Annotated in this window: 16 protein-coding genes; 14 read left to right on the top strand and 2 right to left on the bottom strand. The window is 39.1% G+C overall.

What is annotated here, in order from left to right; translation table 11 throughout:
• Window positions 1-183: 183 nt before the first annotated feature.
• The 4 genes from CYK55_RS09110 to CYK55_RS09095 all read left to right on the top strand — a co-directional run bounded on the left by CYK55_RS09110 (window position 184) and on the right by CYK55_RS09095 (window position 6,997).
• Window positions 184-1,935, top strand: coding sequence for an ABC transporter ATP-binding protein (locus CYK55_RS09110; protein WP_126134223.1), 1,752 nt, complete (start codon window positions 184-186; stop codon window positions 1,933-1,935).
• Window positions 1,935-3,713 carry an ABC transporter ATP-binding protein gene (locus CYK55_RS09105; protein WP_034687370.1) on the top strand — a complete coding sequence of 593 codons (1,779 nt, stop codon included), beginning with the start codon at window positions 1,935-1,937 and terminating at the stop codon, window positions 3,711-3,713. The genes CYK55_RS09110 and CYK55_RS09105 overlap by 1 nt, the downstream gene beginning before the upstream one ends.
• A gap of 449 nt (window positions 3,714-4,162) precedes the next feature.
• Window positions 4,163-5,020, top strand: coding sequence for a BglG family transcription antiterminator LicT (gene licT / locus CYK55_RS09100; RefSeq protein WP_019723114.1), 858 nt, complete (start codon window positions 4,163-4,165; stop codon window positions 5,018-5,020).
• A gap of 90 nt (window positions 5,021-5,110) precedes the next feature.
• Complete coding sequence (locus tag CYK55_RS09095) at window positions 5,111-6,997, top strand: beta-glucoside-specific PTS transporter subunit IIABC (RefSeq protein ID WP_126134222.1); 1,887 nt, start codon at window positions 5,111-5,113, stop codon at window positions 6,995-6,997.
• Window positions 6,998-7,243: 246 nt separating this feature from the next.
• On the opposite strand, the gene CYK55_RS09090 is transcribed toward CYK55_RS09095, so the two are convergent.
• Window positions 7,244-8,149 carry a MurR/RpiR family transcriptional regulator gene (locus CYK55_RS09090; protein ID WP_034687367.1) on the bottom strand — a complete coding sequence of 302 codons (906 nt, stop codon included), beginning with the start codon at window positions 8,147-8,149 and terminating at the stop codon, window positions 7,244-7,246.
• A gap of 305 nt (window positions 8,150-8,454) precedes the next feature.
• Between CYK55_RS09090 and CYK55_RS09085 the strand changes: the two genes are divergently transcribed.
• The 5 genes from CYK55_RS09085 to CYK55_RS09065 all read left to right on the top strand — a co-directional run bounded on the left by CYK55_RS09085 (window position 8,455) and on the right by CYK55_RS09065 (window position 14,726).
• Complete coding sequence (locus CYK55_RS09085) at window positions 8,455-9,855, top strand: 6-phospho-beta-glucosidase (RefSeq protein ID WP_034687366.1); 1,401 nt, start codon at window positions 8,455-8,457, stop codon at window positions 9,853-9,855.
• Window positions 9,856-9,860: 5 nt separating this feature from the next.
• Complete coding sequence (locus CYK55_RS09080; protein ID WP_019724140.1) at window positions 9,861-11,294, top strand: 6-phospho-beta-glucosidase; 1,434 nt, start codon at window positions 9,861-9,863, stop codon at window positions 11,292-11,294.
• A 143-nt stretch (window positions 11,295-11,437) separates the two neighbouring features.
• Window positions 11,438-12,373, top strand: a complete 936-nt coding sequence (gene trxB / locus CYK55_RS09075; protein WP_034687362.1) for a thioredoxin-disulfide reductase — start codon at window positions 11,438-11,440, stop codon at window positions 12,371-12,373.
• Between the two features lie 260 nt (window positions 12,374-12,633).
• Window positions 12,634-14,361, top strand: coding sequence for a phospho-sugar mutase (locus CYK55_RS09070; protein WP_126134221.1), 1,728 nt, complete (start codon window positions 12,634-12,636; stop codon window positions 14,359-14,361).
• A 65-nt stretch (window positions 14,362-14,426) separates the two neighbouring features.
• Window positions 14,427-14,726, top strand: coding sequence for an ArsR/SmtB family transcription factor (locus CYK55_RS09065; RefSeq protein WP_034687357.1), 300 nt, complete (start codon window positions 14,427-14,429; stop codon window positions 14,724-14,726).
• Between the two features lie 83 nt (window positions 14,727-14,809).
• Here CYK55_RS09065 and CYK55_RS09060 read toward each other — a convergent pair whose 3' ends face one another.
• Window positions 14,810-15,667, bottom strand: coding sequence for a pyruvate, water dikinase regulatory protein (locus CYK55_RS09060; RefSeq protein WP_034687355.1), 858 nt, complete (start codon window positions 15,665-15,667; stop codon window positions 14,810-14,812).
• Window positions 15,668-15,758: 91 nt separating this feature from the next.
• On the opposite strand from CYK55_RS09060, the gene CYK55_RS09055 reads away from it, so the two are divergent.
• The 5 genes from CYK55_RS09055 (at window position 15,759) to CYK55_RS09035 (ending at window position 20,517) form a co-directional block, all read left to right on the top strand.
• On the top strand, window positions 15,759-16,187 hold the full coding sequence (locus CYK55_RS09055) for a Fur family transcriptional regulator (protein WP_034687353.1): 429 nt from the start codon (window positions 15,759-15,761) through the stop codon (window positions 16,185-16,187).
• Window positions 16,188-16,351: 164 nt separating this feature from the next.
• The gene (rpsU, locus tag CYK55_RS09050) at window positions 16,352-16,528 is read left to right on the top strand and encodes a 30S ribosomal protein S21 (protein ID WP_002356740.1); all 177 of its coding nucleotides are present in this window, start codon (window positions 16,352-16,354) and stop codon (window positions 16,526-16,528) included.
• A 26-nt stretch (window positions 16,529-16,554) separates the two neighbouring features.
• Window positions 16,555-17,001, top strand: coding sequence for a GatB/YqeY domain-containing protein (locus CYK55_RS09045; RefSeq protein WP_010734957.1), 447 nt, complete (start codon window positions 16,555-16,557; stop codon window positions 16,999-17,001).
• A gap of 333 nt (window positions 17,002-17,334) precedes the next feature.
• Window positions 17,335-18,306: a PhoH family protein gene (locus tag CYK55_RS09040; protein ID WP_010734958.1), complete on the top strand. Its 972-nt coding sequence runs from the start codon at window positions 17,335-17,337 to the stop codon at window positions 18,304-18,306.
• 21 nt (window positions 18,307-18,327) lie between these two features.
• Window positions 18,328-20,517 (top strand): HD family phosphohydrolase, encoded by a 2,190-nt coding sequence (locus CYK55_RS09035; RefSeq protein ID WP_034687352.1) that lies wholly within the window; start codon window positions 18,328-18,330, stop codon window positions 20,515-20,517.
• The last annotated feature ends 12 nt before the right edge of the window (window positions 20,518-20,529 follow it).

Here is a 20,529-nt window from a genome sequence, read left to right as displayed (position 1 = left end):
GATTGATTTCAGCTCGCTTTTTTCTTTTTCTCAATTTGAGAAAAGCGCATTCATACCGATCAATGATTATTTTTTATAAATTGTATGACGATCATATTTTTTCGATTGTGATCAACGATATCTGAGGATGTAATTCAACCTCGGAAATAAATGGAATTTTTAGGAGTTAGAAGGAGGAAATATATGTCGATTTTCAGAAAATTGGGTTGGTTTTTTAAACAAGAGAAGAAGCACTATTTGATTGGCGTATTTTCTTTGTTCGCAGTGGCATTAGTGCAGTTGATCCCACCTAAAGTCATCGGGATCATTATCGATGAAATCGCCGATCAAAATATCTCGATGCAAATCATTGCATTGTGGATAGGTGTATTGATCATTGCAGCTTTTTTGCAATATCTTTTTCGCTATATTTGGCGAATGAACATTTGGGGCAGCGCAGCTAGGCTTGAAAAAGAATTACGCCAGCGTCTATTTGCTCATTTTACGCGAATGGATAGTTTGTTCTATCAAAAATACCGGACGGGTGACTTGATGGCTCATGCAACAAATGATTTGAACGCGATTCAAAATGTGGCTGGTGCAGGAATTTTAACATTTGCAGATTCAGTGATCACTGGAGGAACGACGATCATTGCGATGGTTCTATTCGTCGATTGGCGTTTAACTTTGATTGCGTTGATCCCATTGCCATTATTAGCAGTTACTTCAAGGATCTTAGGCTCAAAATTACATGATGCGTTTCGTGATTCACAAGAAGCCTTTTCAAGTATCAACGATAAAACGCAAGAAAGTATCACAGGTGTCAAAGTCATCAAAACTTTTGGTCAAGAAAAACAAGACTTGGAAGATTTCCAAGAAAAGATCGATGATGCGATTGAGAAAAATAAGCGAGTAAACTTTTTAGATGCGCTTTTTGATCCATTCATCACATTGATCATTGGCTTGTCATATGTGGCGACAATTATTTTAGGTGGAAGTTATGTCTTGGATGGTACGATCTCAATTGGACAGATGGTTTCCTTTATCAGTTATATCGGCATGCTTGTCTGGCCGATGTTTGCGATTGGGCGTCTGTTCAATGTACTAGAGAGAGGGAATGCTTCGTATGATCGTGTCAATGAACTATTGCATGAGAAAACACATATCGTCGAAAAAGTAGGAGCAGAAATGACACCAGCAAAAGGTGAGTTGAATGTGGCAATCACACAATTTACCTATCCAGACGATGAACAGCCAGCATTAGAACACATCAAATTTGCGATCAATGAAGGTGATACGTTAGGTATCGTTGGTAAAACAGGTGCCGGTAAGACCACGATCATCAAATTATTGATGCGTGAGTATGACCATTATCAAGGAGAAATCAAATTTGGCGGACGAACGATCAGAGATTACTCACTAGATGCCTTGTTGCGCTCGATTGGTTATGTGCCACAAGATCATTTCTTGTTTTCGATGACGATCCTAGATAATATTCGCTTCTCCAATCCACAGAAATCACCAGAAGAAGTGGAAGAAGCAGCGGAATTGTCGTATATCAACAAAGAAATCAAAGGACTGCCAGAAGGGTACCAGACAATGGTCGGTGAACGTGGGGTCTCCCTTTCTGGTGGACAGAAGCAACGGTTGTCGATTGCTCGTGCATTGATCCAAAGTCCCGAATTATTGATTTTGGATGACGCATTATCCGCTGTTGATGCTAAGACAGAAGAAGCAATCTTACGTAACCTTAAAGCAGAACGGAAAAACAAAACAACGATCATTGCGGCTCATCGTTTAAGTAGTGTCATGCACGCCAATGAAATCATCGTCATCGATCATGGTCGGATCATTGAACGTGGCACACATCAAGAGTTGTTAGCTCTTGGTGGTTGGTACGAACAAATGTGGCAGAAACAACAATTAGAAGCAAAAATTGAAGGAGGTGGCGAATAATGGAAGATCAATATCAGTCGGAATGGTCAAAATCCATGACCTATAAAGAACAAGCTTCGATCATTAAACGGTTGATGCAATTTGCTAAACCCTTTCGCTCGACATTCATCATTGCGATTTTATTTGCTTTAGTATTATCAGTCATCAATGTGCTATTGCCAAGGATCATCCAAACATTCATGGATGATCATTTGGCGAAGCAGTCAGCAACGACACAAGTCATCCTTTTCTTTGCAGGGCTTTATCTATTTGGGGTCATTATCAAAAGTATCATTTGGTTTTTCCAATGGTATTTATATTCGATGGCTTCATTGAAGACCTACCAGCATATCCGGGTGAAGTTATTTGAGAAACTGCATACGTTAGGTATGCGTTATTTTGATCAAACACCTGCAGGATCAACCGTTTCTCGTGTGACGAATGATACTGAAACCTTGTTTGAATTTTGGTATGTTTTTCTGATGGTTTTAACAGGTATTTTTGCGGTCGTCTCGTCATTTATCGCGATGTTCCAGATCAATGAGAAAATTGCGTTATGGTGTCTGGTCTTCTTGCCAATACTTGGTATAGTGATTTGGTATTACCAAAAATTCAGTTCAAGGATCTATCGCAATATGCGGGAACGCTTGAGTCAATTGAACACAAAATTGAATGAATCGATTTCTGGGATGCGGATCATCCAACAATTTCGTCAAGAATCGCGTTTAGCAAAAGAATTTGAGAAAGTCAATGAAGAGTATCTGGCGACTCGCTATGCCATGATCAAGACAAATTCGATTCTTTTGAGTCCAATCATCAGTTTTTTATATGCTTTAGCAATTGCCTTGACTTTGACGTTGTTCGGACTTGATGCGTTACATTCGCCAGTTGAAGTCGGTTTGATCTTTGCTTTCACCACCTATGTTCAAGGATTCTTTAATCCGATGTCACAAATGATGGACTTTTTGAGTGTGTTTACGGACGGAACAGTCGCAGGAAGTCGTATTTTGAAAATCATGGATACGGAAGAATATGCACCACAGCAAAAGGAATCAGCGGATCGGGCGATCACTGCTGGAAAAATCGAATTTCGCAATGTCAGTTTCTCTTATGATGGAAAAAACAATGTATTGAACAATATTTCATTTGTTGCTAATCCAGGAGAAACTGTCGCTTTAGTCGGACATACAGGAAGTGGAAAAAGTTCGATCATCAATGTGTTGATGCGTTTTTATGAGTTTTATGAAGGACAGATCTTGATTGATGACCATGACATTCGGGAATATCCGATCGCTGAATTACGCAATAAAATGGGTCTAGTATTACAGGATGCGTTCTTATTTTATGGGGATATCGCTGGAAACATCCGGATGATGAATCCCGAAATCACAGATGAACAAATACGCGAAGCCGCTGAGTTTGTCCAAGCGAATCAGTTCATCGAAGATTTACCGAAAGGGTATCATTCTAAAGTGATTGAAAGAGGGGCAAGCTATTCAAGTGGGCAACGCCAATTGATCACGTTTGCTAGAACGATTGTAACGGATCCTAAAATCTTGGTTCTGGATGAAGCAACTGCGAATATCGATACAGAAACAGAAGTGTTGATCCAAGAAGGACTTGCGAAGATGCGTCAAGGTCGGACAACGATTGCCATCGCCCATCGTCTGTCAACGATTCGCGATGCAGAGTTGATCCTCGTATTAGATAACGGACATATCGTGGAGCGCGGGAATCATGAGACACTTTTAGCCAAAGAAGGGCTATACGCAGATATGTACAAATTACAAAGTGAGTAACAGGGAAGAATAAAGGTATCTGTTTTTGAAACACTTGTATCGTAAACCGTGATAAAAATAGTTAGCCTCCACTCATAAGTCTTGAATCCCCAAAAACGTGCCAAATTTTGAGGATCAAGGCTTATTTTTTATGATTTGATTGACAGCAGTGGGATTCAAATCATAAACAGTCAGTCGGCTATTCTTACTGTCTGATTAATAGCTGTTCTGGGGGAGTGGTAGTTTCCATGTTAACGTGAAATAATTTTTTTAATAAATTATAGAAATAATAAAAAAGAAAGCGTTGACATTTTAAAATTGTTTCGCTACTATGAAGAAAAGAACATACTGTTGGATAGTGATTGCATCACGCAAGCTAAACCTAATCAGTCACCATGAATCGATTCCATGGCCGACTTTTTGGGTTTTTTTGTTTTTTTTAGGAGTGACAATCATAGAAAGGGGATATTATGCGGATTGAAAAAATTCTAAATAATAATGTCGTTGTCACAAGGGACAAATTAAATCGAGAAATGATCGTTATGGGAAAAGGATTAGCATTCAAAAAAAAGATTGGTGATGCTATTTTAGAAGCGGGTGTGGATAAAGAATTTCATTTGACAGATGATCGACTGTCGAGGCATTTTCAAAAATTAGCGGAGGATATTCCGATGGAATACCTCGAACTCTCCTATGAGATCATCGAGTATACGAAAGAAAAGTTAGATGTGACATTGAATGAATCCATTTATATTTCATTGACCGATCATTTATACAATGCGATCAAACGTTATAAAACCGGCGTTGGATTACCGAATGTTTTATTATATGATATCAAGCAATTATTTCCGAGAGAATACCAAATAGGTAAAAAAACGATTGAAAGAGTCCATCATAAATATGGATTTGATTTATCCGAAAATGAAGCTGGATTCATTGCCCTTCATTTAGTCAATGCACAATCAGAACAAGATAGTATGAACAATATGTACCAGTTTACGAAAACCATTCAGGATATTTTGAATATCGTTCGCTATTATTATCAGACACCCTTTGATGAAGAATCGATTTATTTTTTCCGATTTGTCACGCATCTTCGTTTTTTTCTTAGCCGTGTGATGAACACGTCCCTTACCCAAGAAGGTGAGGTCGAGGAAGAGCTGATCCAGATGATCCAGCGAAAATACCAAACGGCTTCTGGCTGCGTGGACAAAATCGCTTTATTCTTACAGGAAACATTTAATTATCATATGTCAGACGATGAAATTGTCTACTTAACGATCCATCTGGCTCGTTTGGCAGATAATAATCATTTAAAAAATCACTAAAAGGAGGGTCGTGGGTTCAACGAATGAGTACCAAAGGATAGTGACATTGAGTTGGCTAAACCTTCAATCAAACAATTGGAGGAAAAGAACATGGGAAAATACCAAGATTTAGCAAAAGAAATAGTGAAATATATTGGCGGAAAAGAAAATATCAGTACTTTGACGCACTGTGTGACTCGCTTGCGTTTTCGGTTAAAAGACGAAAGTAAAGCAGATGACGAGACATTGAAGAATATGGATGGTGTCGTGACCGTCATGAAAAGCGGTGGGCAATACCAAGTAGTCATTGGTAATCATGTACCAGACGTATATGCAGATGTATTAAGCGTAGCAGGGATTTCAGAGGATGCGGAATTAGCCCCTGCGAAAGGCAATATATTTAATCGTTTGATCGATATTTTAAGTGGTTGTTTCCAGCCCTTTTTAGGAGCTTTAGCAGCTGCCGGGATGGTCAAAGGATTGAATGCATTATTTATCTTTTTAGGATTCTATGAACAGACTTCCGGAACTTATATCATGTTAAATGGGATCGGTGATTCGATCTTTTATTTCATGCCAGTTATTTTAGGGTATACAGCAGCTAAAAAATTCAAATTGAATCCAATGGTCGGCATCGTGATCGGTGCAGCCCTTGTCTATCCGACCGTGCAAGGGCCGGCATTACAAAGTGGATTTGAAGCAGCAAATCAAGGAGCCTCTGCGCCATTAAGTCTCTTGGGTTTACCTGCATATGAAAGTTTCTTGGGGATTCCTTGGGTTGGTGCTTCTTATACATCGAGCGTCGTTCCTGTTATCTTTATCATTGCTTTTGCCGGACAAGTCCAAAAATTTGCGAAGAAGATCGTTCCAACAGTTGTTCAAACGTTCGTTGTGCCGTTTATGGTCTTATTGATTGCTCTACCGATTGGCTTTTTGGTGATTGGTCCAATCGTTAGCTTATTAACAGAGTGGTTGAGTGCAGGTTTCCAAGCATTGATGGATTTTTCACCAGCATTATATGGTGGGGTTCTAGGCTTCTTCTGGCAAGTATTAGTTATCTTCGGTCTACATTGGAGTATCATTCCTTTGGCGATCATGCAGTTGGCACAAAATGGCTCAAGTCAAATGCTTGTAGGTGTTTTTGGGGCAAGTTTTGCACAAACCGCCGTTGTATTAGCAATGTACTTCAAGTTTAAAGACAAGAAAATGAAAGCCTTATGTATGCCTGCGTTTATCTCCGGAATTTTTGGTGTCACAGAACCAGCAATCTATGGAATCACGCTCCCTAAAAAAATGCCGTTCATCTATTCAATGATCGGTGGCTCACTTTCTGGTATCTTTCTTATGATGAGCGGTACGACCGGCTACACAATGGGCGGCTTAGGTATTTTTGGGGTTGTCAACTTTATCAGCGGAAGTGATGCAAGTGGAATGTACAATGCGTTTATTGGCATCGCGATCGCTGCAGTCGTTGGGTTTACTTTGACTTTCTTATTCTGGAAAGATACGGAAGAAGTAGTACCTGAGAAAAAAGAAAGTAAAATCAAAGAAATCGTCAAAACACCGATCCAAGGAGGTATTGCATCTTTAAGCGAAGCAAAAGACCAAGCATTTGCTAAAGGTGCATTAGGACGAGGAATCTTGATCTATCCAGAAAAAGGAGAAGTCGTTGCACCATTTGATGGAACAGTGATGACCTTATTCCCTTCAAAACATGCTATCGGTTTAGTTTCTGAAAGTGGATTAGAACTATTGATCCATGTTGGGTTAGATACTGTACAATTGCAAGGGAAACATTTTGAGTCTTTTGTGAAACAAGGGGATAAAGTGAAACAAGGAGACGTCTTATTGCGATTTAATATCAATGCGATCGAAAGCGCAGGCTATAGTGTAGAAACCCCTGTCATTATTACTAATTCAGCAGATTACCTCGATATCGTCGAGAATCAATCGAAGATCGTGACGAATGGGGATGAGTTAATCACAGCGTTGACTTGATGAGTTCAAAGCCTTTAAGATCAAGGTTTTAGAAAGTTAGCTTAGTATTAAAAAGCATTTTTCCACAGGAGAATGTTTCTAAGTACCAGATTCCCAAAAAAGTCGTAACATCCGAGGGTTTCCTCTCATATTTTGGATGTTACGGCTTATTTTCTTAGAAGTTCAGCTATTTAATTAGAGAGTAGATTTCAAGGAGCAACTTTGTTCTAAATGAATCTCTCTTATCGTTCCCGCTATAAAAGTAGACTAATCGCCATCTGCGATTGAATCGGTAAATAGTTCTTCTTTCATAATGGATGAACTGATCTGCCGTGTATCGACTTTTTGCCCGACTTCGATCAAATAATCGAGGTTCTCACGATAATGTTCAGCAAAGACACAACTATATAAAACATCCAACAAATAGGAGATCGACGTATTGATCGTGAAACTACTGATTTTTGAGTACAATCGTTCACGTGTGGTCAGTCGCAATACCACATCGCTCGCTGTGGACAAACTTGACTCACCGATGCTCGTCAACGATAAAATCGGAACATTTTTTTCTTTCAAAATCTCAGCAGTCCGAAGCATCATCTGATTTTCTCCCGTATAAGAGATCAAGATCGCACAGTTTTCAGGCTGACAATTGTAGGCATCGTAATAAGACTCACCAGAAGTTGGCACGATGGTCACTTCTTGTTTGATTCGATTCATTTTCAATTTGAATGATTGAGCGATCAATGTGTTAGTGTCACTCGAAAATAATATGATTTTATTCGATCGCAGCAGAAGTTGTTTTGCTTGTTGGAGATCGTCGTGCATCAATAAGGATAACGTATCTTGGATCGTCATACGTTCAAGTGCCGCAATCCGATTGGCAATCGTCATGATGCCTTCATTTTCGGAAAAAGGGAGATTGGCGTCCACTTCTTGAAAGTTTCCTTGCAGATATTCTGTTTCAGCGATGAACGCATCTCTAAAATCCACCCAACCATGAAAGCCCATTTTTTTGGCGATCCGAATCAAAGTCGAAGGATGGACATAGCAAGTTTCAGCAATTTGTTGAATCGTTCGATCAGCCAGAGTTGTTTCATTGGCTTGGAGAAAACGGATGACTTCTCTTTCTGAAGGTGAAAAGTTGATTTGTTTGAGCTTTTCCTTTAATAGCATAATTCGATCCTCTTTTTTACGTTTTTTGTTAAAAGTATGTAAAATAATTGTAAACGGTATTATATGGTGTGTCAATGAAACAAATAAAAGAGAAGTGATTCCTTTACTAACTTATTTTGATTAAAAAATTAGGATTTATTTGGTTTTTTTCATTATTTTTCTTTTTGTTATGCGCAATAAATTTACAAAAAATTGCAAGAATATCGATCATTTTGTAAATGGTTATTCAAATTCATCAAAAAGTATTGTGACTTTTATTTACAAAAATGATAATAGAGTTGTAAAAAAGACGAAGGAGTGAGTGTATGAATCAAGGAATCAAGATCGCGACAATTGGTGGCGGAAGTAGTTACACACCGGAACTAATGGAAGGATTCATCAAACGTTACGATGAATTGCCGATTCGTGAAATCTGGTTAGTCGATATCGAAGCTGGGCGTGAAAAACTAGCGATCGTCAGTGAAATGGCCCAACGGATGTGGGATGCTTCTCCATATGACGTGAAAATCTATGCTACCTTAGATCGCGAAGAAGCATTGAAAGATGCGGACTTTGTCACTACACAATTTCGAGTCGGTCAATTGGATGCTCGTGTAAAAGACGAACGTATTCCAGCGTACTACGGCATGTTGGGCCAAGAAACCAATGGAGCTGGGGGGATGTTCAAAGCATTTCGTACGATCCCAGTCATTTTAGCAGTAGTGGAAGACATGAAACGCCTTTGTCCGAACGCTTGGTTGATCAATTTTGCTAATCCAAGCGGTATGGTGACAGAAGCAGTCGTTCGTTATGGGAAATGGAACAAAGTGATTGGATTGTGCAATGTTCCAGTAATGGCAATGATGACAGAGCCAGTCATGATCAGTGAAAAGAAAGAAGAGTTGATTTATAAATTTGCTGGGCTGAACCATTTTCATTGGCACAAAGTAGCGGATGCAAAAGGAAATGATCGTACGGAGGATTTGATCGAACAACTTTATGCGGAAGATAACGGGTTGCCAAAAAACATATTCGATGTGCCATTCTTTAGAGAACAACTAGATCAAATGAAAATGATTCCTTGTGGCTATCACCGCTATTACTATCGTGAAGAAGAAATGTTGGAGCATGCGTTGGAAGAATACCACACGATCGGAACGCGAGCACAACAAGTCAAACAAACAGAAGCGGAATTGTTTGAGCTATACAAAGATCCGCAACTCGATCATAAACCCGAACAATTACAACAACGAGGCGGTGCCTATTATTCGGATGCCGCGTGTGAAACGATTGCTTCGATCTATGGCAATAAAGAAACTCAAATCGTTGTCTCAACGAAAAACAATGGGGCCGTGCCTGATCTACCAGCAGACTGTGTCGTTGAAGTAACAGCGTATGTAGGCGCGCAAGGAGCAAGAAGTGTTGCTTTTGGTTCATTACCTACAGCGGAACGTGGCTGGTTACAAGTGATGAAAAATATGGAGTTGTTGACAATCGAAGCAGCTGTCACAGGTGATTACGGGACAGCGTTACAAGCATTTACGATCAACCCATTAGTTCGTTCTGGTAAAACAGCAAAACGTATGATGGATGAATTATTTATTGCTCATCAAGAGTATTTACCACAATTTAAAGAAGCCATCGATCGTCTAACAGCAGAAGGCATCGAAGTGCAAGATGAATTAGCAAGAAAATTGTCAGAAAAACGTGTAGTGGAAGGAGTATAACAACGATGGGATTTAGAAAAGACTTTTTATGGGGTGGCGCAACAGCTGCCAATCAATGTGAAGGTGGATACGACGAAGGCGGGCGCGGCTTAGCTAACGTAGATGTCGTGCCGATTGGTCCAGATCGTTTTCCAGTGATTACCGGTCAACAAAAAATGTTTGAGTTTGATGACGAACATTTTTATCCAGCAAAAGAAGCCATCGATATGTACCATCACTATAAAGAAGATATTGCCTTATTTGCAGAAATGGGCTTTAAAACTTACCGTCTATCGATTGCCTGGAGCCGTATTTTTCCATTAGGTGATGAGAAAGAGCCAAACGAAGAAGGGTTGAAATTCTATGAAGATGTCTTTAAAGAATGTCAAAAGTATGGAATCGAACCCTTAGTAACGATTACTCATTTTGACTGCCCAATGCATCTAGTCAAAGAATATGGGGCATGGCGTTCGCGTGAATTAGTCGGATTCTATGAAAATCTTTGCCACGTGATCTTTAACCGCTACAAAGGATTAGTAAAATACTGGTTGACTTTTAATGAGATCAACATGATTTTACATGCACCGTTCATGGGGGCTGGCTTGTATTTTGAAGAAGGCGACAATGTAGAGCAAGTCAAATATCAAGCAGCTCATCATGAGTTACTAGCGAGTGCGATTGCCACAAAAATCGCGCATGAAGTCGACCCTGAGAATAAAGTCGGTTGTATGTTAGCTGCAGGGGCTTATTATCCTTATTCATGTAAACCAGAAGATGTCTGGGCATCACGCCAAGCAGATCGTGAAAACTACTTCTTTATCGATGTGCAGTCAAGAGGAGAATACCCAGCATATGCACTAAAAGAAATGGAACGCCAAGGCATCGAGATCAAAATGGAACCAGGAGACCTAGAATTATTGAAACAACATACCGTTGATTTTATTTCATTCTCTTATTATTCTTCTCGTGTTTCAACAACCGATCCAAAACTATTAGAACAAACCGCAGGAAATATCTTTGAATCAACGAAAAACCCTTATTTAGAAGCAAGCGAATGGGGCTGGCAAATTGATCCATTAGGTTTACGGGTAACCTTGAATGATATTTATGATCGTTATCAAAAACCATTGTTTATTGTCGAAAATGGTTTGGGAGCGGTAGATACTCCGGATGAGAATGGCTATGTAGAAGATGACTATCGCATTTCATATCTTGCTTCACACATCCAAGCGATGAAAGATGCAGTCGAATTAGATGGTGTTGATCTTTTAGGTTATACGACTTGGGGATGTATCGATCTAGTTTCTGCTGGAACTGGTGAAATGAAGAAACGCTATGGTTTTATCTACGTTGATCGTGACAATGAAGGTAATGGTACATTGAAACGAACAAAGAAAAAATCATTTGATTGGTATAAACAAGTGATTGCTTCGAATGGTGAAAATCTAGCGAACAAATAGGATAGAATAAGAATGTCTATTGTTTTTGTCTATCGATTTCGAGTATAATATATCTATTCGAAACTCGTAGGCAAAACAATAGACTTTTTGTGTGATTGGCTGTAAAGTAGGCTTACTTGATTTTAAAACGGAGGAATCTACATATGTATGATGTAATCGTAATTGGCGCAGGACCTGCTGGCATGACCGCTGCTTTGTATGCTTCACGATCAAACTTATCAGTAGCAATGATCGAACAAGGGGCACCTGGTGGGCAAATGAACAACACCGCAGAAGTAGAAAATTATCCTGGATTTGATTCGATCATGGGTCCAGACCTTGCGTATAAAATGTATGAAGGTGTTTCACGATTTGGAACTGAAAATGTCTACGGTATTGTCCAAGATATCAAAGATCATGGCAACTATAAAGAAGTCATCTGTGAAGACAAAAGTTACGAAGCGAAAACAGTCATCATTGCAACTGGTTGTATCCATCGTAAATTAGGGGTACCAGGCGAAGAAGAATATGCTGGACGTGGTGTTTCTTACTGCGCGGTTTGTGACGGTGCATTTTTCCGTAACAAACGCTTAGTCGTGATCGGTGGTGGCGATTCTGCGGTAGAAGAAGCTGTGTATTTGACACAATTTGCTTCAGAAGTCGTTATCGTTCATCGTCGTGATGAGCTAAGAGCGCAAAAAATCATCCAAGATCGCGCATTTGCGAACGAAAAAATCTCATTTGTTTGGGATACGATCACTGATGAGATCATCGGAAATGATATGGTCGTTACTGGTGTCAAAGGGCACAACGCAAAAACAGGGGAAGAAATCGAATTAGCAGCTGACGGTGTGTTCATCTACGTTGGACTAGATCCATTAACTGAACCTTTCCGCAAAGCCGGACTCACGAATGCTGCTGGCTGGATTCCAACAGATCAAGATATGCGTACGAATATGCCTGGTGTGTTTGCTATTGGCGATGTACGAGAAAAAGATCTACGCCAAATCACCACAGCAGTAGGCGATGGCGGGATTGCTGGGCAACAAGTGTATAAATACTTGGAAGCTTTAGAAGAAATGCCAAACGCTCAAGGATAACTAATGATTTAAAAAATGAAAGATGTCTGGGACATTAGTCCTCTTGTACCACCTAAAATCGAATAAACGGCGGGAACAGAAGTAACCTCTTCGGAAATAAGGCGCCATCCACACAAATTTGAAGAAAATTTTCGTGGATGGCGCCTTATTTCTCGAGGCTGATTACTTCTTTCCCGACCTCTTTTTCTTATGCTTTGCTATCTAAAAAGAGAATGCTATACTTAGAAAGGAACATATTTTTAGAAAGAGGTGTCAGCTTCATGTCTTGGAAACAAGTTTACGAGCAATGGGCAACTGAAGAATCATTAGAAGAAAATTTAAAAAAACAATTAAAAGAATTAAGTGAAAATCCTGAAAAATTAGAAGATGCGTTCTACGCACCTTTGGAATTTGGTACAGCAGGAATGCGCGGGATCTTAGGACCTGGAATCAATCGAATGAACATCTATACTGTACGTCAAGCAACAGAAGGGCTTGCACAATTTATGGATGAACAAGGAGCAGAAACAAAAAAACGTGGAGTAGCGATCGCTTATGATTCACGTCACCAATCGCCAGAATTTGCGATGGAAGCGGCAAAAACTTTAGCACAACATGGTATTCCATCTTTTGTATTTGAAAGCTTACGACCAACCCCAGAGCTTTCATTTGCGGTTCGTCATCTTAACGCATTCGCTGGGATCATGGTTACAGCTTCTCATAATCCAGCGGCATATAATGGCTATAAAGTCTATGGCGAAGATGGTGGACAAATGCCGCCTGCTGATGCAGACGCATTGACAAAATATGTACGAAACATCAGCAATCCATTAAAAGTAGAAGTTTTAGCAGAAGAACAAGCAAAAAATAGTGATTTGATCACGATCATCGGTGAAGAAATCGACCAAGCGTACTTGGAAGAAATCAAAGCAGTGACGATCAATCATGAATTAGTAGAAACGTTAGGGAAAGAATTGAAGCTAGTCTTCACGCCGTTACACGGAACAGGCAAAATGTTAGGTGAGCGTGCGTTGACTCAAGCGGGATTTGAACAATTTGTCTTGGTTCCTGAGCAAGCAGTCGCTGACCCAGACTTCACCACAGTCAAATCACCAAATCCAGAAGAACACTCTGCTTTTGAATATGCAATCCGTTTAGGCGAAAAAGAAGGTGCAGATCTATTGATTGCTACTGATCCAGATGCTGATCGTCTAGGTGCAGCTGTACGTTTGCCAGACGGTTCATACAAAGTATTGACAGGAAATCAAATCGGCGCTTTGCTTGTCCAATATATCCTGGAAGCTCATCAAGAAAAAGGAACACTGCCAGAAAATGCAGCGGTCTTGAAATCAATCGTTTCAAGTGAACTACCGACCGCAATCGCTAGACATTATGGTGTAGAAATGATGAACGTCTTGACTGGTTTCAAATTTATTGCTGAAAAAATCCAACAATTTGAAGAAACAAAGGCGCATACATTCATGTTTGGTTTTGAAGAAAGCTACGGTTATTTAGTCAAACCATTCGTTCGTGATAAAGACGCGATTCAAGCACTATTATTATTAGCAGAAGTTGCTGCATTTTATAAAAAACAAGATAAGACCCTTTATGATGGGTTACAATCGATTTTTGAAACGTATGGCTATTATGCAGAAAAAACAATCTCAGTCACAATGAGTGGTCAAGAAGGTTCAGCGAAAATTGCTGCACTGATGGAGAAATTCAGAAAAGATGCACCAACTGAATTTGCCGGAGAAAAAGTGTTAAAAACAGAAGATTTCAAGGCACTAACAAAAACAGATGCCCAAGGAAATGTAGAAAAACTAACGACTCCACCTTCAGATGTATTGAAATATACACTAGAAGAAGACGGTTGGATCGCGATCCGTCCTTCTGGAACGGAACCAAAAATCAAATTTTATATTGGTGTCAAAGGTGATTCAAACGAAGCAGCACAAGAAAAAATTGCTGCGCTTGAAGCTAGCATCAAATCAATGACAGAAGAATAAACAGTTGAGACTGACGAAAAAAGTGGTACACTTTAGTAGTCAGTCTTTTTTTGGAGGTGAATCGTTTGTCGGGGAATCAAAACATTCAAGTAGAAAAAGTGAGTCAATTATTCAAGGTATTAAGTGATCCGACACGTTTGAATATTTTACTTTATTTAAAAGATGGTGAAAAAAATGTGACGTCGATCAGTCAATCTGTTCAAATGGAACAATCAGCTGTGTCTCATCAATTACGGTTGTTACGTGAAAACCATGTGGTGAAATCACGACGTGAGGGAAAAACGATCCTTTACAGTTTGGATGACTTTCATGTATTAGATATTTTAGAACAAACGATCAAACATGTAGAGCATCAAAAAAATTAACTAAAGTCATTAAAAAAAGGATTTGAAAGACGCTGATGCGCCGATCAAACCCTTTTTTTATTATTTTAAAAGATCAGAAATCTCTATTTTTCTTCCGAAGTTTCTGTGCCGTAATAGCTATGGTCTTCTAGCTCTAACTCATTCAATATCAATGAAGCCGTTTCTTCAATGGAAAGAGAAGCAACATTGATGACGACACACCCTAATTTTTCATAAAGTTCATTGGCAAATTCCAATTCTGCACGAATTTTTTCGATATCGGAGTACGCAGTATCTGGATTAAGACCATAGGAACGCATGCGTTCTTTACGAATGTTATTTAAAATATCAGGATTATTTGTTAATCCAACAATCTTCTTCGGATCGATTTCCCACAACTGTTTAGGGATATGTGCTTGAGGTATCAGTGGAAGATTCGCTACTTTTAAATTTTTATTTGCTAAAAACAAACTTAACGGTGTTTTAGAAGTTCTGGAAACACCAAGTAAGACGACATCGGCTTCCAAAAAACCTCGAGGATCTTTTCCGTCGTCATATTTCACCGCAAACTCCATCGCTTTGATCCGTTTGAAATAATTTTCATTCAATAAGTGAAGTGCCCCTGGTTGACGTGTCGGTTTGATGCCAGTCAAGCGCTCGATTTCTGCAATTGGCGGAGTCAATACATCAAAGCTGTATAAGTTGTTTTTTTGACAAAATTCATTTGTTAAATCCACCAATTCTTGGTTGATCAATGTATGAAGAACTAATGCTTGTTCTGACAATGCATCATTTAGTGCGCGTTGCAACGTCTCTGGATCAGTCACAAATGTTCGTCGAAATAAACTAAATTCGATTGATGGATATTGCGCCATTGTGGCTTGGGCTAATTTTGTTGCTGTTTCACCTGCAGAGTCGGAAATGACAAAAAAGGTGACGACTTCATTTGATTCGGCAGTCATAAATAAAAAACCTCGCTTGCTTTTTTTTTAGGTTTATTATACCATACTCAAGTGTACATACTTCGTAATCATTTTGATTTGGGGGATAATGATGAATAAACAAACATTGATCGAACAATCTTTAGAAACATTGAAAAATAACGGGTTCAAATACACAAAAAAGCGAGAAGCATTACTCGCATATTTAATCAAACGAAATCGTTACGTCTCTGCAAAAGAAGTCTTTGACTATATGAGTCAGGAATTTAAAGGAGTCAGCTATGATACGATCTATCGTAATTTACATGACTTTTCAGAGTTAGATCTTTTGGAAGAAACGGATTTAAATGGAGAAATGAAATTCCGTTTTCATTGTTGTCAAGGCGAGATTGGGCATCATCACCACTTCATATGTACCGTTTGTGGGATGACAAAAGAAATCCATATGTGTCCAATGAATTATTTTGAAGAACAACTCAGTGGGTGTACCATTGAAGGGCATCGCTTTGAGATATTTGGTCGCTGTGAGAGCTGTCAATAATAATTTCCAATAAAATAACAGGTGATTATTTAAAAAAATCATAAGAATCTCTTGACGGTCAAAACTGCTTTAGCTATAATGTTTATAGAACAGTCTTGTTTCTTGAGATTAATATTTCAATAACAATTACGGTTACTTTTTAAGCTCGGAGGGAGGGAATTAATATGTCAAAAACAGTCGTTCGCAAAAACGAATCACTTGACGATGCTCTTCGTCGCTTCAAACGTTCCGTGTCAAAAGCGGGTACTTTACAAGAATCTCGTAAACGTGAATTCTACGAAAAACCAAGTGTAAAGCGTAAGAAAAAATCTGAAGCAGCTAGAAAACGCAAAAAATTCTAGTTCTTTGATGAATTGGAGTTGGTAGTGTGTCACTACTAAGTAGATTGAACGATGACATGAAGACAGCGATGAAAGCTAAAGATAAAGAATCTTTACAGGTGATTCGTATGATCAAGTCATCTATACAAAACGAGCAAATTAAAGAAGGTCACGACTTGACAGAAGAAGAAGAACTAACAGTGTTGTCTCGCGAAATGAAACAACGCCGTGATTCTTTGCATGAATTCGAGGAAGCTGGACGTGACGATTTAGCTGAAAAAGTGAAAAGTGAAATTGTGATAGTCGAAAAGTATATGCCAGAGCAACTTTCTGAAGAAGAAATTCGACAACTTGTTCAAGATGCGATCACGCAAACAGGTGCTTCATCTGCAAAAGAATTTGGTAAAGTCATGGGAGTTATCATGCCTAAAGTCAAAGGAAAAGCAGATGGAAATCAAGTAAACGCTATCGTAAAAGAACTATTGCAGTCTTGATCTTAGCAAATGAAACTACGGACGCGAAAGTGTCCGTAGTTTTTTTGTGTTCATTAAAAGAATAGTTTTTTGATCAATATTTTTTTGTTTAAAAACGTTTGTTGTTACTTGGTAAAAGATTCATAGATTAAAATAAATTGGGCAACTACTGTTCAAAGACAGGTATCTCTGATAGTTACTAAATGATTAGGTTGTTTTAGTTGAAGAGCGTTTTGTCTCAGTAATCCAAATGAAAACTTTTTTCTCAAGTCGTCTCATTTTATTCGCTATATAGTTTTTCATGATTATGGTAGAATAGGTAAGAACGATTTGAAATAAAGGAGATGTCTATTTTTGACAGAAGCGTCTAGTTCTTTGGATATTAGATTAACAGCAACTGATGATATCAGTATGCTTTTAGGATCACATGATAAACATATCAAACTGATCGAAGAAACAACTGAAACGACGATCCACACAAGAGGTGAAGTGATCCAGATCATCGGGGAAGAAACCGATATTTCTTTGGCTGCTTCCGTAATCCGAACGTTACAAGAATTGATCAAACGAGGGATCCATATCAGTATGCCTGATGTGGTCACTGCCTTGAAAATGGCTCAAAAAGGGACATTGGATTATTTTGTTGAGATGTATGAACAAGAGATCGTCAAAGATCGCAATGGCAAACCGATCCGTGTCAAAAACAGTGGACAAAAAAAATACGTCGATTCTGTCGCCAAACATGATGTGGTCTTTGGCGTAGGACCAGCTGGTACTGGGAAAACATTTTTGGCTGTCGTATTAGCGATTGCTGCCTTAAAAAAAGGTGAAGTCCAAAAAATCATCTTGACTCGTCCAGCCGTCGAAGCAGGTGAAAATCTTGGATTCTTACCTGGAGATCTGAAGGAAAAAGTCGATCCATATTTACGACCAGTTTATGATGCACTGTACCAAATTTTTGGGTTGGATCATACCAATCGTTTGATGGAACGAGGAATCATCGAGATTGCACCACTTGCTTATATGCGTGGTAGAACACTAGATGATGCCTTTGTGATTTTGGATGAGGCGCAAAACACAACAGTCGCTCAAATGAAAATGTTTTTGACTCGACTTGGCTATCAGTCAAAAATGATCGTCAATGGGGACACGAGCCAAATCGATTTACCAAAAGGGACAATGAGTGGATTGATCCATGCAGAACGAACACTCAAACAAATCAAAAAAATCGATTTTGTGAATTTTGAAGCTAGTGATGTCGTTCGTCACCCTGTCGTGGCAGAAATCATCAAAGCTTATGAAAAAGCGGATCTTCATCAAGAATAGCTTTTTTAGGAGGATTACCACATGTTGAACAAAATATTGCAGCAGCTTCAAGCGAAATTAGGGAAAGCTGCAGCTCCATTTCTCTTATTGCTTTTCTTTCTTTTGATGTGTGGGATCACGTTTAGCAGCGTGAAGCAAAAGCCCAATGATTTTAGAGAGGGACAAGTAGCGGAAGAAAGTATCCGTGCCAATAAAACGATTGAGAACACGGAAGAAACTGAACAAAAAAGGAAATTAGCAGCTGAAGCAGTGACACCTGAGTACACCTACCAAAGTGACCTTGCTTCGGAACAAGATCGTCGGATCAATCAACTGTTTGTTTTGATCAGTCGTGCGAATGACACAATCGACAAACAGTACGAAGAAAAAGTCAGTAAGGCAAAAGAAGATGAAAATGTACCAAAGCCAACAGTAGAAGAACGGATAGCCGCATTGAAACGAATATTCGAAAGTTCAAATGCGGATGATGTCGCGTTCTACCAAAAATTACCAAATAGTTTTTACTCAACAATCATGAATATGTCAGAAAGCGAGATCACGACGGTTCGTGATGAAAGTTTGAAATTGATCGACGAACAAATGAGTAAGCAAGTTCGAGAAAGTGATTTAGATAATTTTAAACAAGAAGCAAATGATAAGATCCAGTATTTGAATGTTTCGGCAGAACAACAAGAAATGATCCGCTATTTAGTCGATCAGGGCATTGTTGTGAATGATGTGCTAAATGAAAAACGAACAGAAGAGTTGAAGCAAGAGGCACGTGACTCTATCCAACCCGTCATGATTTTCCAAGGGGAAATCATTGTTCGTGAAGGGAATCAAATCGATGCAACTGCTATGAAAAAATTAGAGTTGTTAGGTTTGACGAGTCAATCTACTTCGATTTTTCCTCTTGTCGCTATGATTCTAGCGGTATTATTGCAAATTGGTGTGTTATTCTACAATTCACTACAGTATAAAGATCTATTCAAACGAACAGAGTATATTCTTTTCTACGTAACAGCGATGTCCATTAGTATTTTATTGATGAAATTTTTCCAAGTCTTTCAAACAGAACAAGCGACATATATTCCGTTACTTTACCCAGCAGCGTTTGTACCGCTTGTCTTAAACTTTTTCTTGAATCGAAGAGCGGGTATCATGGCTGCCTTGTTCCAAGCGGTTTCAGCGCTATTCATTTTTTACAATTCAATTGGTACGAATTTCTTGACTGTGATTTTGGTCTCGTACCTATTTGCCGGCTTTTTAGCAGCGATTTTAAAACGGCAACGTATTTCAGAACAATGGTTCCCAGCAATCATGTGGGTCGTTGTGTTTCCGTTATTGATGGATGTCGTTTTAGTGGTTTATCAAGGCATGAGCTTTAGTGATGGTACCACTTGGTTAACACTTGTATGTGGCTTTATGGGCGCATTTTTATCCTATTTACTGACGATTGGTCTGCATCCCTATATTGAGCTATTAGTGAATGACGACAGTGTGATCGTCCTAAATGAATTGAGTAACCCGAACCATCCATTATTGAAGCAATTGCTAGAAGAAGCACCGGGAACTTATCATCATAGTATGATGGTTGCAAATCTGAGTGCGAATGCAGTTGCTGAAATCGGTGGGCGTTCGTTGTTGACACGTGTGGCTTGTTATTATCATGACATCGGCAAAATCAAACATGCCAGCTTTTTCGTAGAGAACTTACCTTCTGGTGCGGAAAATCCCCATAACTTTTTACTTCCTGAAGATAGTAAACAAATTATTTTTGGGCATGTGACTGACGGTGCAAAGATTTTAGAAGAGTACGATATGCCACAAATGGTGATCGATATCTGTAAGCAACATCATGGGACAACTTTGATGCGTTATTTCTATATCAAAGCAAAAGAACGTAATCCCGAAGTTACAGAGGAACAATTCCGTTACCCTGGGCCTAGACCGCAAACACGGGAAGCTGGGATCGTCAATATTGCGGATAGTTGCGAAGCCGCTGTGCGAGCGATGGATCATCCAACCAGTGAAAAAATCGAAGCTTTTGTGCATAATTTGATTGAAGAACGGATTTCTGATGGTCAGCTTGATGATAGTGGATTGACACTCAAAGAAATCCGCAAAGTTGAAAAATCTCTTGTTAGTGGATTGAGCAGTACCTTCCACTCAAGGATCAAATACCCTAAGATGAAGTCTGAAGCAGAAAAAATGAAACAAGAAAAAGAATAGCAAGAAGGAAGC

This window comes from Enterococcus mundtii (assembly GCF_003957375.1).
GTDB classification, from domain to species: Bacteria; Bacillota; Bacilli; order Lactobacillales; family Enterococcaceae; genus Enterococcus_B; species Enterococcus_B spodopteracolus.
This window is presented reverse-complemented; position numbering and strand designations above follow the sequence as displayed.